Source organism: Paenibacillus wynnii (assembly GCF_000757885.1).
In the GTDB taxonomy this organism is placed as follows: Bacteria; Bacillota; Bacilli; order Paenibacillales; family Paenibacillaceae; genus Paenibacillus_AQ; species Paenibacillus_AQ wynnii.
In genome coordinates, this window is sequence record NZ_JQCR01000002.1 from 2,291,237 (window position 1) to 2,305,974 (window position 14,738).

Annotated in this window: 14 protein-coding genes; 12 read left to right on the top strand and 2 right to left on the bottom strand. The window is 45.1% G+C overall.

Annotated elements, in window-relative coordinates; genetic code table 11:
• The 3 genes from PWYN_RS30035 to PWYN_RS12945 are packed head-to-tail and all read left to right on the top strand — an operon-like array spanning nt 1 to nt 2,986.
• Entirely contained in the window at nt 1-1,017 is a 1,017-nt protein-coding gene (locus tag PWYN_RS30035; protein WP_240479732.1) for a DUF2339 domain-containing protein, read from the top strand.
• Nucleotides 986-2,254 carry a DUF3999 family protein gene (locus tag PWYN_RS12940; RefSeq protein ID WP_036652261.1) on the top strand — a complete coding sequence of 423 codons (1,269 nt, stop codon included), beginning with the start codon at nt 986-988 and terminating at the stop codon, nt 2,252-2,254. Before PWYN_RS30035 ends, PWYN_RS12940 begins: the two co-directional genes overlap by 32 nt.
• Nucleotides 2,255-2,272: 18 nt before the next feature.
• Nucleotides 2,273-2,986: an HAD family hydrolase gene (locus PWYN_RS12945; protein WP_036652264.1), complete on the top strand. Its 714-nt coding sequence runs from the start codon at nt 2,273-2,275 to the stop codon at nt 2,984-2,986.
• Between the two features lie 57 nt (nt 2,987-3,043).
• On the opposite strand, the gene gdhA is transcribed toward PWYN_RS12945, so the two are convergent.
• The gene (gdhA, locus tag PWYN_RS12950) at nt 3,044-4,429 is read right to left on the bottom strand and encodes an NADP-specific glutamate dehydrogenase (RefSeq protein WP_036652266.1); all 1,386 of its coding nucleotides are present in this window, start codon (nt 4,427-4,429) and stop codon (nt 3,044-3,046) included.
• A gap of 378 nt (nt 4,430-4,807) precedes the next feature.
• Between gdhA and PWYN_RS12955 the strand changes: the two genes are divergently transcribed.
• The 9 genes from PWYN_RS12955 to PWYN_RS12995 all read left to right on the top strand — a co-directional run bounded on the left by PWYN_RS12955 (nt 4,808) and on the right by PWYN_RS12995 (nt 13,152).
• Entirely contained in the window at nt 4,808-5,902 is a 1,095-nt protein-coding gene (locus tag PWYN_RS12955) for an MBL fold metallo-hydrolase (protein WP_036652268.1), read from the top strand.
• A 51-nt stretch (nt 5,903-5,953) separates the two neighbouring features.
• Nucleotides 5,954-6,232, top strand: coding sequence for a hypothetical protein (locus PWYN_RS12960; RefSeq protein ID WP_036652271.1), 279 nt, complete (start codon nt 5,954-5,956; stop codon nt 6,230-6,232).
• 251 nt (nt 6,233-6,483) lie between these two features.
• Nucleotides 6,484-6,684, top strand: coding sequence for a cold-shock protein (locus PWYN_RS12965; RefSeq protein ID WP_019914790.1), 201 nt, complete (start codon nt 6,484-6,486; stop codon nt 6,682-6,684).
• Between the two features lie 142 nt (nt 6,685-6,826).
• Nucleotides 6,827-7,057 carry a cold-shock protein gene (locus PWYN_RS12970; RefSeq protein ID WP_036652273.1) on the top strand — a complete coding sequence of 77 codons (231 nt, stop codon included), beginning with the start codon at nt 6,827-6,829 and terminating at the stop codon, nt 7,055-7,057.
• Nucleotides 7,058-7,268: 211 nt separating this feature from the next.
• Nucleotides 7,269-9,041, top strand: coding sequence for a sensor histidine kinase (locus tag PWYN_RS12975; protein WP_036653801.1), 1,773 nt, complete (start codon nt 7,269-7,271; stop codon nt 9,039-9,041).
• Nucleotides 9,004-9,807, top strand: coding sequence for a response regulator (locus PWYN_RS12980; protein WP_036652275.1), 804 nt, complete (start codon nt 9,004-9,006; stop codon nt 9,805-9,807). The genes PWYN_RS12975 and PWYN_RS12980 overlap by 38 nt, the downstream gene beginning before the upstream one ends.
• Before the next feature lie 114 nt (nt 9,808-9,921).
• Nucleotides 9,922-11,268, top strand: a complete 1,347-nt coding sequence (locus tag PWYN_RS12985) for an extracellular solute-binding protein (protein ID WP_036652277.1) — start codon at nt 9,922-9,924, stop codon at nt 11,266-11,268.
• 98 nt (nt 11,269-11,366) lie between these two features.
• Complete coding sequence (locus PWYN_RS12990) at nt 11,367-12,248, top strand: carbohydrate ABC transporter permease (protein WP_036652280.1); 882 nt, start codon at nt 11,367-11,369, stop codon at nt 12,246-12,248.
• Between the two features lie 22 nt (nt 12,249-12,270).
• Entirely contained in the window at nt 12,271-13,152 is an 882-nt protein-coding gene (locus PWYN_RS12995) for a carbohydrate ABC transporter permease (protein ID WP_036652282.1), read from the top strand.
• Between the two features lie 84 nt (nt 13,153-13,236).
• Here the strand turns inward: PWYN_RS12995 and PWYN_RS13000 are convergent, their stop codons facing one another.
• A complete protein-coding gene (locus PWYN_RS13000) occupies nt 13,237-14,613 on the bottom strand; it encodes an MATE family efflux transporter (protein ID WP_240479733.1) in 1,377 nt (458 codons plus the stop codon).
• Nucleotides 14,614-14,738 lie beyond the last annotated feature (125 nt).

Here is a 14,738-nt window from a genome sequence, read left to right on the forward strand (position 1 = left end):
ATGAACCGCTTCAAGGGAGTGGAACGAACGGGTTGGGGTATTTTGCTGCTCTGTCTCGGGTCGTTTTTTGGCTTGAACGTACCGCTTCATATAATAACTGAAGGTACATTTCTAAATTACAGTGATCCCTACTTTGCGCTCAAATATACCTTTATTACGGCAGGGATGCTTTCCGTAGCTGTGTTATACGCTGTCCAGAATAATAAGAATAATATTTTGCTATACCACAGCCCACAGGAGGTTAAATGGACAGTTGGGTTCAAATATCCGGCGTTACTGAATGTATGGGCGTATGCTTTATATGAATCAAGACATCTGTATATGCTGGTCTTACCGGAGGACTTCCCACATACAACCTTCTATACTTTGCTGCTGTATGCGGTTGTATCCGTCCTTTTAGCTTATGGATTACCCAAGGTGAAGGTTATGTATGACCTGATTGTTAAATATTTTACAATGTTTCTATATGGGTTCGGCTACGTCATCTGTATCGCTATTACCGTAGGTCTGCCGAGTCTGCAGGGTGATTTTGCGCAAAATACGGGGGAGGATTATATCGTACTGGGCGTGCTCATTGTCTTTAATATTTTCGTATGGTTTAGCGGCCGCGATTTGTTAATTGCCGTCATTCAGCGAAATTACAAGAGCATTGAATTGTATCCTGTCATTATGGGAGTCTATTTACTTAGTATTATTACATCATTTTTGGGTGTACAACTGCAACTGGACGATGCCGGGTTAATCTTCAGTCTTGTGTATCTGCTGCTTGCGGTGTTGTTTATCATGTATGGCTTCCGCAAAAGATACGTATACATCCGTCGATTTGGTCTAGGATTAACCCTATTGGCGACAGGCAAGCTGCTGCTTTACGACTTGAGTCTTCTTAACACCGGCAATAAAATCATTGCGTACTTCAGCTTCGGGATGTGTCTGTTAGGGATTTCCTACTTGTATCAAAAGGTCTCGAACAGAATGGAGGAAACCCATGCTGCGGCGGAGAGTGAACTTAAAAGTTAGTCTGACGCTGCTGCTCAGCCTAATCAGTCTAAGCATACCTGTAGAAAGCTTCGCTTCTGCTCCGAATGGAGCCGATAGTACCCAATGGCGGTTCTCGAAGCAGATTGAACTGGAGAGCAAGGCCGCCTATCAACAATTCTATTTGGATGAAGAGGTGTACGGACAGGCGGCGGGTGACTTAAGAGATCTGCGAATTGTGAATGGCAAAGGGGAGTATATCCCCTTTTATATCGATAGCGAAGCCGAAGTTACAGAAGAGAGCGTAGTCACCTACGACTCCAGTTTGATTCGTAATGCCAAGCAAGGCAGGGACACCCTATTTGATTATAAAATCATACCTGTTAGAGAGAATGCGGATATCCAAGGGGATACCTTAGTGTTTGAACTTCCGGATGAAGCTTTTCTGAAGCATGTTCAGGTATTTGGGAGCTATGATGGCAATACGTGGGAGACTCTGAATAAAAGCGACTTATACTCTACGGATGGACTGAATCAGAATCGCGTTAAGCTGGGATCCACATATAAGTTCAGTCATTACCGCCTCCTTGTGAAAGATAATATTGAGAATCTTAAGTTTGATAAGCTGCAGCTGCTTCACAACAATACGGCGTTGAGGACGACAAGCTTCCTCCGTCAACACACCCCGAACTACGAGATTAAGCAGGAGGGGAACCGGACAGATATTCTCGTTCATAACAACCACCTAAAGGTGTCTAAGGTACTGCTGCAGAGCACGGGTAACTTTACCAGAAGATATGAACTTCTGGATGATAAGGGGCAGGGTATTAGCACGAAAGGAAACGGAGAGCTGTATCGGTTAGACTTTAAGGATGCTCGGATTGAGGCTACAGATATTGTTCCTTCCCATGGGGTCTCATCCTCCTCCTTCAGGATTGTAATTTATAATCGTGATGATACACCTATCCATATCTCGGGTATAAGCACAGAGTATCTAGTAGATAAGCTTGTGTTCGCAGAGGCTGGGGAAGGACCTTACCAACTCCTATATGGGAATGTAGAGGCTTCTACACCGCAGTATGATATATCCAATTTCAAGACCCTTATAGAGGCGGGAGATGTGGGACTGTCTAAGCTTGGAGCTGCTGTATTAGAGCAAACAATAACGGATGCTTCAGCGAAGTCGAATCGATTCCTTAGCAAAATGGGATTTAACACCGTTATAATCGTAGTATCGCTGCTGCTTATTATAATTCTGGCTCGGAAATTGAAGGCCTGATAAAGGAGAGACTTACCCATGTATCAAACGTATATTTTTGACCTGTACGGCACACTTATTGATATAGAGACAGATGAAGAAGATCCAGTGGTCTGGGAGAGGCTGGCCCTTCATTTTGGTTATCATAGAATGGCAATAACGGGAGCGGAGCTTCAAGAAAGATTTCTGCTGGAGAGGGATGCACAGCTTGAGGAGGCCGCGAAAAACTGCCAGTATCCTGATTTCGTGATGGAGGAAGTCTTTCGGTCTATCGCTCGTCAATGGGGAGAGGAGCCTAGTGAGGCTTGGTTGCAGGAAACGGTAAGATGGCTGCGGACGTTGTCTATGATTCATATTTCGCTGTATGACGGAGTTCCCCAAATGCTACAGTCGTTAAGAGAACAGGGTAAAAAAGTGTTCTTACTCTCGAACGGCCAGAAGACGTTTATCGAGGCTGAGTTGACGATGCTTGGCATCATACAGCGATTTGACGGGATTGCGATTTCCTCAGTTGCCGGAGTGAGTAAACCGGATCCGCTGTTCTATCGTTATTTAGCGGCTACATATAATGCCGATTTAAGCTCGGCTATAATGATCGGCAATGATCCTCGAACAGATATTGAAGGGGCATTAAGTGTAGGTATAGACTCCTGTTACATTCATACAGCTTCTTCTCCGTCCAATATAGAAGTCAAAAGCAATATACAGATCTGGGATGGCGATTTACGTCAAATTCTCGGCTGGAACCTATAGTCTTACAAAGAGTCCCCGTATCCGAATAAACAACGGATACGGGGACTCTTTGTGATTTTAAATAACACCCTCAGCGAGCATGGCTTCCGCTACGATTCTAAATCCGGCGATGTTGGCACCTACGAGTAGATTGCCGGGCTGTCCATACTGCTGAGCAGCATCCATGGATTGGCGGTAGATATTCCCCATAATCTCATGCAGCTTGGCATCTACTTCCGCGAAGCTCCACGATAACCGCATGCTGTTTTGAGCCATTTCAAGCGCAGATACGGCTACGCCCCCTGCATTGGCGGCTTTAGCGGGTGCGAATAGTACTCCGGCTTCTTGGAATAGGTGTATAGCCTCAATGGTAGATGGCATATTGGCACCTTCCCCCACGGCTTTTACGCCGTTTGCTATAAGTGTTCTTGCCATTACCTCATCAATTTCGTTCTGCGTAGCGCAAGGAAGAGCTATATCACAAGGGATCCTCCAGATCTGCGTGGAATTCTGGAAATAGACAGCCTGAGGATGTTCCTTCACATACTCACTAATTCGTTTTCTCTCCACTTCCTTAAGACGTCGTACCGTATTAATGTGTATGCCATTCTCATCATAGATGTAGCCCGCGGAATCACTGCAAGCGACCACCTTGGCCCCCAACTGCTCTGCCTTCTGCATTGCATAAATAGCTACATTACCGGAGCCAGATACAATGATCCGGCTTCCTTGCAGACTTAAGTGGTTTTCCTTCAGCATCTCGTTCACAAAATAAACCGCTCCGTAACCAGTTGCTTCTGTACGTGCCTGGCTTCCACCGTATAATATGCCTTTGCCGGTTAGGACTCCAGCAGGGTACCCACCGCGAATCCGCTTATATTGCCCGAACAGGTACCCGATCTCGCGCGCTCCAACACCGATATCTCCTGCGGGTACATCCTCATCTGGGCCGATGTAATTCTGCAACTCTGTCATGAAGCTCTGAGCAAAACGCATGATTTCTCCGTCTGATTTGTCCTTCGGGTCAAAGTCCGAGCCGCCTTTGCCTCCTCCGATATGTTGGCCGGTAAGGGCGTTCTTGAAAATTTGTTCGAAGCCGAGAAACTTAATGATGCTGGCATTAACGGAGGGGTGAAAACGCAGCCCTCCCTTATAGGGACCGATGGAACTGTTAAATTGCACCCGATATCCCCGGTTAACTCTGACCTTGCCATGGTCATCTGTCCAAGGCACCCGAAAGGTAATGAGTCGTTCCGGTTCGACCAGCCTCTCCAGAATGGCTTGATCCTGATATTTCGGTTCCGCAGCAAGAATGGGAAGTAAGGAGGCAAGAATCTCCTTCACAGCTTGGTGGAATTCCGGCTCCTGTGGATTTCGGGCAACAAGCTCTTCGTATACCTTATCGATATAACGTAAGGCCTTATTGTAATTGCTATCTGCATCAAGAGTAGGGACAACGATCATAGATTCAGCCGCCTTTATCTGTAGTGGATTTGGGTTTATCTTGTCATAATTCAACGCGGCTCACAACTGCTTTTGTCAGCTATATGAGTTGAACTTAAGAATTTCTAATTGGCTTTACTTGTAACTACAGTGAATGTTGGACTTCCAGCCGCTGTTGTCTCCAGATTTCTTGATTTATACCGCTGACAGCGGGTGAAATCCGGAGACAAAGGCGGTCGCTATCGCTCTTCCAGTTCCAAAATCCCCCTTCGTTACTTCTGCCTTTTTATTAGATTCTATAGTTCATTTTATATTGCTGTAAAATTGAAGTGGGGGAGATGCTTGTTCTATAATGAATCGAGAGTTATCTACCCTATAGCATGAAAGAAGGACTCAGGAATGACCTTAATTATTATTGCTGCGATTATTGTAGTTATCCTTACAGTTGCCTATTTGGTAATGAGCTACTACCCATCCTTTGGTGGAAGAGTCCCAAGGAATAACCGGCATCGACTTATCCATTCACCTCAATATGCGAACGGTAAGTTTCTGAACCAGATTCCTACAGTGATGGACACCAGCTTACGTAGCTCGCTCTCTATATTAGGTGAGTTTATTAAAGGAAACCCACGCTCGAAACCCGAAAATGCCCTATTGCCGGAACCATTAAACCTTACGCAGGGAGTCCAGGAAACAAAGGTGACCTGGTTCGGTCACTCCGCCGTATTGCTCGAGGTAAACGGGGTTACCCTATTTATTGATCCTATGCTTGGAACCTCGCCCTCGCCCTTTCCGGTGATAGGCGGACGTCGCTACAGTAAGAAGTTGCCCGTAGAGGTTCGTGATCTACCTGCATTGGATGCTGTATTGCTTTCGCATGACCATTACGACCATCTTGATTATGGTTCTATCCAATTACTGAAGGATAAAGCTAAGAGGTTCATTGTCCCCTTAGGGGTGGGTGCTCACCTGATCAGATGGGGTGTTGAACCCCAACGCATTGAAGAGCATGATTGGTGGGATGAATTCCAGTTCCAAGGACTGCAGCTGGCTTGTACACCAGCCCGGCATTTCTCCGGCAGAAGTTTATTGGATCGTAATTCTACACTCTGGTGTTCTTGGGTTATAAAGGCTGCTACCTGCAGTATCTTTTTTAGCGGAGATAGTGGCTATGGCCCTCATTTCTTAGAGATTGGAAATAAGTACGGACCGTTTGATCTGACATTAATGGAATGCGGCCAGTATGATACGCGCTGGGCAGCCATTCATATGATGCCTGAACAGGCCATCCAAGCTCATCTGGATGTTAAAGGGAAGCTGATGATCCCGATTCACTGGGCGGCTTTTACCCTCGCCCTGCATGATTGGACAGATCCGGTGGAACGGGCTTGGCAGGCAGCCAAGGAACGGGGTACACTGCTTGCCACACCTAGAATAGGGGAGACTGTATTTGTACAATCACCCGATTACCCTTCATCCCCGTGGTGGAGGTAAGGTTAGTATGCTACAATGTTTTTGCACTATAAGTAAGGAGATGACAACATTTTGAGTGATAAGGTTAATGAACAAGAACTGGTAACTGTAATATCGGACAAGACCAAGGTAGATCCTAAGCTGATTTTGCTGGTGCTGAAGCATGAGCAGACCTTTATTAATAATGCCAAGGCGGATGCTAAGGGTGAGGTCGACATCGATAATGATGATCTGGTTGATTATGTAACCAGTCAACGTGACGTTAAGTTGGACGAGCTGACAGTAGAAACTATCCTGGATGCAGAAATGGATTACTTAATGGACAAGGGCCTTGCGGGGTATGTAGATTAAGGAAGTTAGACTTCGGCTCTATGTCTAAGAGGATTAGGCAAATGGGCCGAAAATAATTATATTGCTTAGGCTTTGCATTTATTAAATATGTGTGCTACAATGAAGTTAATCAAATTTAAACCTTAATTCACATATTGTTAAAGGTTGCATTTGTGTCTATGAAGCCTTTTACAATGTGTGAATTTTTATTTGTTCGTACAATACGTAGGAATAAAAGGACATGTGTTAAATAATATATTGGAGGTAATATCATGCAAACAGGTACAGTTAAATGGTTTAACGCAGACAAAGGATTCGGTTTTATCGAGGTTGAAGGTGGAAGTGACGTATTCGTACATTTCTCCGCAATCACTGGCGACGGTTTCAAATCTTTGGACGAAGGCCAACGTGTTGAGTTCAACGTAACTCAAGGCGCTCGTGGACCACAAGCAGAAAACGTTGTAAAACTGTAATTTGAAATTCCGAACGGCCCTTAACATGAGTTAAGGGCCGTTTTTATTTAAACAACCTCTTCATTTCTCGTATCAGCATGCCATACCTACTCCCTGCGGGGAAGGTGAAATCGTCTCGATTCGAACCAAGGAGGGGAATTTAATGTATTTTCGTAAAAAATCGCTAGAAGACATCCCAACAGAAGACACAACTATATGGTCCTGTACGCAGGAATGCTGCACAGGTTGGATGCGTGATAATTTCGCATTTGAGTATGTGCCGACATGCTGGCAGTGTAACTCACCTATGACTAGAAGCATGAAGATTCTGCCGTTGCTTGTGAACAAAAACTTCGATATGAAGGCCATTAAGAAGGGTATTACCATTAACTAATTCTTCTTACTGAGAAGCGGCAATAACATAATATACTGAGGTCACTCCGTTCATCGGGGTGGCCTTTTTTTCTGGAATGTCCAGTAACATTTCCTTGACAAAGTTCAGGACTTGGAGAGAATAGAGTTGAAAACGCTAACAGAACTAATCTGTTTTAACTATACTCCAAACTACGGAAGAGGGAATACCTGTGTACGGAAAATTTAATCGTATGAATACATTGCGGAACCAAATATTTATAGGGTTTTTATTAGTCATGCTCATTATTATTGGTGTTGCTGGTGTGTTTGTTTATGAAAAGGTTTCATATTTGCTGAAAAATAATACGGAGCGGCATATCCATCAAACGGCTATCCAGGCAAGCGGCCGGCTGGATGCACTCATTGGACAAATCGACAGTTTAACGGCGCAGGTAGCCAATCACACCACGGTTCAACAGCTTTTACTTAGACAGATTGATGGAAAAAGCGTCACGTTTAATCAACGCCAGTCGCTTCTGCAAGTGGTCTCCAGCTATCAGGCGTATATGCCGAGCGTGGGTTCATTAGAGTTGTACACCTCTGATTATCAACTGCTATTTCCGATTCGGGAAGGCAGCTTAAGCACCCGGATTGACAGCCGGTATATTGAGGAAGCCAATAAACAAAAGGGAAGATTGGTCTGGATCGGAATCGATCCGAATGATGATCAGAGTCTGCTTGCGATCAGGCAGGTAAGTCTCATGAACCGTTGGTTTTCACGGGGAGGTTACCTTATAGCCCGCATACAGCGCAGTTATTTTCAATTGGATGATCCGCTCGCAGGAGCCATAAATGGGGAGTCTATTCTTCTGGCGAACAATGAGGGACAACTGTTGGGGACAGGCCCCAGCCCAAATGTAGATTTGACGCCGTTGTTGAACAGTGTGGATCAGACGGTGAATTTTATGGACAAGGAGTATGTTACAGTGAAGCAGTTGTCGGAGAAGACGAACTGGACATTGCTCGTCCTGACTCCGGTGAGCTATGTTACGGAAGGGTTATCCGTACTTAGAACGGTTTTGCTTGTTTCCGGCGGAATCGGAACACTGCTGTTTCTGATCATGTCCTTTGTCCTCTCGACTATGATTACGCGGCCCATTATCAATCTAATCCGGGCGATGCGGAAATCGCGGCTGGGCGTACTTACACCAAATCCTGTCACAGCCTCGACTATGGAGCTTAGAGAGCTGAATAATACCTATAACGGAATGGTTAGCAATATGAATGACCTAATACGGGTAGTCTATGAAAAGGAAGTCCTCCAAAGCCGAACGGAGCTTAAGGCGCTGCAGGCACAAATCAATCCGCACTTTTTATTCAATACTCTTGAGGCCTTTAACTGGTCTCTGGAGGAGAAAGGTGAGGAGGAACTGGCCGGGCTGATGGTCGCTATGTCCCGAATGTTCCGCTATATTATTGTCAATCCGAATAAGGAAGAATGGGTAACGATTGGTGAAGAGATGGATCAGGTTAAACGATACTTACAAATTATGGAGATGAGACTGGGATCGCGATTGTCCTGGAACATTGAGATGACTTCGCAGGAGGCCTTGGTGCCAGTTCCTAAGCTGCTCATTCAGCCTATAGTAGAGAATGCCATTTTGCATGGAGTAGAGAGCAGCATCGGGGAGGGTTCTATCACCATCCGTGTATCTCCCTCCGCAAGGAAGGGATGGACGAGGGTATCCGTAGAGGATAACGGCCCGGGTATGGATGCTGAAAAACTTAGCGCGCTCTATGATACCCTTGAAGGAGGCCCCTCAATTTCGACTAAAGGTACGGGCGTGGGCCTCATCAATGTTCAGAAACGATTGAAGCTTTACTATGAGGGAGAGGGAATCAAGCTTGCGGGGCTGCACATTGACAGTACTCCGTTTGAGGGAACGGTTTTCACTTTTGAAATACCTAACACTGGGGGATATACGTATGAAATTGAACATAAAAACGATTCTGATCGTGGATGATGAGCCAAGAACACGTCAGGGGATCAAACAGACTCTTGAAGTGTGGGCAGCTGGGAGTTACCGGATTGAGACAGCGAATAATGGCGTAGAAGCCTTGGAGCTTCTTCAGCATGAGGTGATTCATTTACTCATAACCGATGTTCGGATGCCGGAGGTCAGTGGACTGGATTTGATTCGTTCGCTCAATAGACACGCCCGCAGGCCGCAAATTATTGTGATCTCTGGATACGCAGAGTTCCAGTATGTGCAGCAGGCTCTTCAGCTCGGCGCAGTGAATTATTTGCTGAAGCCTCTCGATAAAAAGGAGCTTCTTGAAGTTGTAGTGGAAGCCCTTAAGCGAGAAGAGGAGCAGCAGCGCCATGAAAAATTGGAGAAGCTGGTGGATCACAAGCTTGCGGAGCTTGATCCTGGTAATAATATGAGCATTGGGGAGCCGGTCAGAGAGGCACTCTTATATTTGGAGCAGCATTTGCATGAGACATTGACTATGGCGGATATGGCACAGCGGTTGCACCTGAACGCCAGTTATTTCAGCGTGTTGTTCAAAGATCAGGTTGGACTGCCTTTTAGCGAATATTTATCACGTCTACGAGTTCAACGGGCTAAGGAATTGCTTGTTCATACCCGGCTGTCTGTGGGCGAAATCGCAGAGAAGGTAGGTTACCAGACGGATAAGTATTTCATAAAAGTATTTAAAACACAGGAAGATCTCAGTCCAAGCCGTTACCGACAGCAGATGACAGGTACTTCTGACGAAATCCAATAATAGTGGAGTTATTGCCAATAGCCGTTATCTTATGGACATAAGACTCCGGTGATAGAATTGATTTGAGAGCGGTTACACAAATCGCGCTAAAACAAACCATGGAGGTTATAATTCATGTCCAAGAACAAGGTGACCCAGGGATTGCTCCTGACTTTAGTCTTAATGCTCGTTCTAGCGGGCTGCGGCGGTAAGAATAACAATGCTACAAACGCTGCGAACGGGGGCAATACACCAGCAACTGATGCTACTGCTGAGCAGAAAGTTACGATCAACATGATGCACTTATGGCCGGCTGGAGTTTCAGCCCAACAGAATAAGCTGGTAAATCAGATTATTGATCAATATCAGACGGACCACCCGAATGTAACCATTAAGGAAGAGGTTCTGGACAACGAACAATACAAAAACAAGCTCAAAGTATTGTCAGCTTCCAACGAACTTCCTGATGTCGGTATCACTTGGGCTGCCGGATTCATGGAGCCTTATGTGAAAGGCGGATTGTTCGCTCCGATTGATGATATTAAAGACGGAGCATTGCTTAAAGATAAATTCGTTGCAGGTACGACAGAAGCTTATGCTATTGATGGTAAAACTTATGCCCTACCGATTGAGTTGAACATTTCCCCGATCTATTATAATAAAGCTATTTTTGAAAAGTATAACCTGCAAGCGCCTACAACTTACACTGAATTTAAGGAAGTTGTGAAAACGCTGTCTGAAAACGGTATCGCACCAATAGCTCTTGGAAATAAAGATCGTTGGACAGGTTCACTTTGGTACATGTATCTGGCTGACCGGATTGCCGGCAATGATACATTGAAGAATGCCATTGCAGGTTCAGGAACCTTTGATGACCCGGGTCTGGTACAAGCAGCAACCGAAATTCAAACCCTTGTAGAAATGAACGGATTCAATAAAGGCTTCAACGGTTTGTCGAACGATGAAGGCAAAGCTGAGTTTATGAACGAAAAAGCAGGCATGTATCTGATGGGTACTTGGGAGCTGCCTAACTTTACAACCAATCCTGATATCCCGCAAGAATTCAAGGATAAAGTTGGATTCTTCAAATTCCCGACTGTGGAAAATGGTAAAGGCAACATCAACAGCTGGGTTGGCGGCCCGGGCGTAGGATTGTTCGTAGCTGAAAACTCTAAGGTCAAAGAAGAGGCTAAAGCCTTTATGGAATACTTTGTATCTAAATGGGGTGAAGATTCTGTAACTACAGCAGGTGTTATCCCGGCTACAAAAGTAGATACGACTAAAACTGAATTGCCACAGCTTTATGTAGATCTGCTTAACGAGTTGAATAATGCCAGCAGTATAACACTCTTTGCGGATGTTCAAATGAAGCCGAGCGCGGCTCAAGTTCACTTGGATATGATTCAGGCGCTGTTTGGCAAGGCTGTGACTCCGGAGCAATTCGCAACGAAGCATAAAGAAGCCATCGAAAAAGGCAACTAATATCATAAGCATTCCGAAGCGGAGCGGGATGTATCTAGGCTTACGGATACACACTGCCCCGCTTCTTTTTAAAAAGAGATAGATAGGAGGATTTGACGATGGAGAAAGTCATGTCTAATAAGCTGGTAATTGCTCTATATGTACTGCCGTCCCTGCTGTTAATCATGGGAATTATATATATGCCTATTGTGCTTACGGGATACTATGGACTGAATGAATGGAACGGTATCGGAAAGATGACCTTTATCGGTTTGGAGAATTACAAACATCTTATACAGGATTCAACCTTTTGGAGCAGTGCATTTCACTCCTTTGAGCTCGCATTATTCTCAGGAATCAGCCTTATCGGGTACCTGCTCATCGCTTTAGTGCTTTCGGGCAAAATTAAAGGTGCTAACCTGCTTCGTAAAATTTATCTGATTCCAATGCTGCTGTCTTCCGTAGCCATTGCTCAGTTGTGGATGAAAATTTACCACCCTACAAATGGGGTACTTAATACCCTGCTCATGTCCCTTGGTGTCGATAACCCTCCCGCTTGGCTGGCGGAGCCATCCATTGTGCTGCTTGCCTTGTTTGTGCCAATTATTTGGCAATATGCCGGGTTTTATATTCTCATATATTATGCTGCGTTGAAAAATATTCCAGAGTCGCTTATGGAAGCCGCTCGTATCGATGGTGCTAATCCATGGCAGATTGCTACTCGGATCAAACTGCCCCTGATGAGCGAGGTCATTAAGGTAACTATCGTTTTGTCCGTGGTCGGTTCTCTGAAGTATTTTGATCTGATTTATGTAATGACGGACGGAGGACCTAACGGAGCCAGTGAAGTTATGGCCTCCTACATGTACCATAAAGCATTCCGCAGCTTTGACTTCGGATATGGCAGTGCGATCGGATTTTTCCTACTGCTGGTTTGTCTCGTGGCAACCTACCTGATCCGCAAGGCTACAGCCTCGAAAGAGACCATTCAATATTCATAAAGCATAGGAAGGAGGAACATATATGAAAGTTGCTGCTGCACCGGGCTATAACCCTGGAAGAGTAAATGAACGCAAGATTCTACAGGGAACAGGGTACACCTTAATGTATTTGGGGCTTATTCTTGTAGCCCTTGTACAAATATTCCCACTCGTTTGGCTGTTGATTTTTTCATTAAAAAACAATCAGGAAATATTCAATATGGCGCCCTTTTCTATACCTGCTCACCCCCATTGGGAGAATTATGTAAATGTATGGACGAACGGAAATATCGCACAGTATTTTGTTAACAGTGTGTTGATAACGGCAATTGCCTTAGCTCTAACGGTTCTTCTGGCAAGCTTCGTTACGTATGCGGTAACGCGTATGAGATGGAAGGGCAGATCTTTTGTACTCGGGTTGTTTATGGTGGGTCTGATGATTCCGGTCCATTCAACACTAATCCCTTTGTTCAGCTTGTTCCTGAAGCTGCATTTAACAGACAGTCCAATCTCAATCATCCTATCGTATGTGGCATTCAATTTACCTACGACCATCATGATTTTACTTGGATTTTATTATGCGCTCCCGAAGGAAGTTGAAGAAGCGGCCATCATTGACGGCTGCTCCGTCAACACGATGTTCTTCCGGATCATCCTGCCGATGACCTCTTCGGTATTGGCTACCACCGCCATCATTAACATGATATATAACTGGAACGAATTCATCTTCGTGAACACCTTTATCAGCTCGGATAAGTACAAAACCCTAACGGTAGGTGTACAGAATTTTATCGGACAGTATACTACAGACTGGGGTGCAATCGGCGCTACCCTGATGATCAGCATTCTGCCGATCCTTATTGTCTTCCTGCTATTGAGTGACCGGATTGTGGAAGGGATTGCGGCCGGCTCTGTTAAAGGATAAGCGAGGCAATTAAAAAGCTGTATTTATAAAGGCTGTTCCTGGGGTCCTCATGGACTTTAGGAACAGCCTTTTGTATGGATAAGCTTAACCGGTGACAGGAGTCGAATTATTCTTGTCCTCGGCAGGATCATATTTGACAAGGGCATGTTTCTCCCATGCCCTGCTTCGCCAACGGAAGTACATGATAATGGCCCGGACCCATTCATCCGCCGCTGTAGCGAGCCAGACACCGGCTAACCCAAGATCGAGCGTGAAGACTAGAAAATAACCGAGAGGCAGGCTCATACAGACCATGGACAATAGCCCCATATATACCGGGAACTTAGCATCACCTGAGGCTCGGAGTGAATTAATAATCACCAAGTTGCAGGTTCGCCCAGTCTCCAGGAAGAAGCTGAGCAAAATGACTTGGGCGCCCATAACAACAATACTCTGATTATCCGTGAAAAGACCAAGCAGAGGCACTCGGAAAGCTATAATGAGGGTATCGATAATAACGGTCGCGAGCAGTGCCCATTTTACACTTTTGAAGACACGCTCATAGGCCTCTTGAGGCCGGTTTGCTCCCACCAGACGACCCACCATAATGGAGGTACCCATGGATACCGCCACGCTGAACAAGAAAATATAGCTCGAGATGTTAAGCGCATATTGACGTGTAGCCATCGCTTCAGCACCAAGATACGTAATATACATCGTGAATACCAGTTGGCAGGATTGGTAGGTTATCGATTCAAACGCGGATGGAATGCCGATCTTCAGGATCTGAAGGACATACTTTTTGGTGAGCTTAATGTAATAATTCCACACTACGCGCACTTCCATAATTCTATAAAGCAGCAGGAAAAAGAGGATCAGACAAATAAATCGACTAATTATGGTTGAAATTGCAGCGCCTTGCACTCCAAGTGCGGGAAAGCCAAAGTGACCAAAGATCAAGATATAGTTACCAATCACATGAATGATATTCATCTGCATGGAGACAACCATAGTCTGCTTCGTAAATCCGTGTGTGCGAATCGTAGCCGCTAATGCATTAATGAGAGCTTGGAAAAAGATAAAACTTCCCACAATGTGAATATAAGACTTTGCATAGACCAGAATGTCCCCTGTTACATTTAGAGCTTGAAGTAAATAACCTCCAAAGGAAAGCAAAAAAGTGCTGAGGATAAGGCCGATCGCTAAGTTAAGCGTGAGGGCATTACCAATGACCTGCGCTGCTTCTTGAGGCCTCTTAGATCCGAGGTATTGGGATACAACCATGGCAGCGCCGTTTCCGATTACGCTAAGCACAAGAATAGCCATGGCAATAATCTGATTAGCCGCCCCGACCCCCGCGACAGCATCATCAGACACGGAACTGATCATAAAGGTATCCACACTGCCCATCAGCATGAACAGAAAAAGCTCCAGGAAGATGGGCCAGGTTAACCTTACGAGATTCAATTCTTTAGATTTCAAGAGTACACCTTCTTCATTATAATACTGGATTCACCAGATCACTAAACATAGGGTATATTAGCACAGCTTTCATCAAAAAGCATTAGCAATCATAAAGCTATCTACATTGCTCCATCCATTATTAG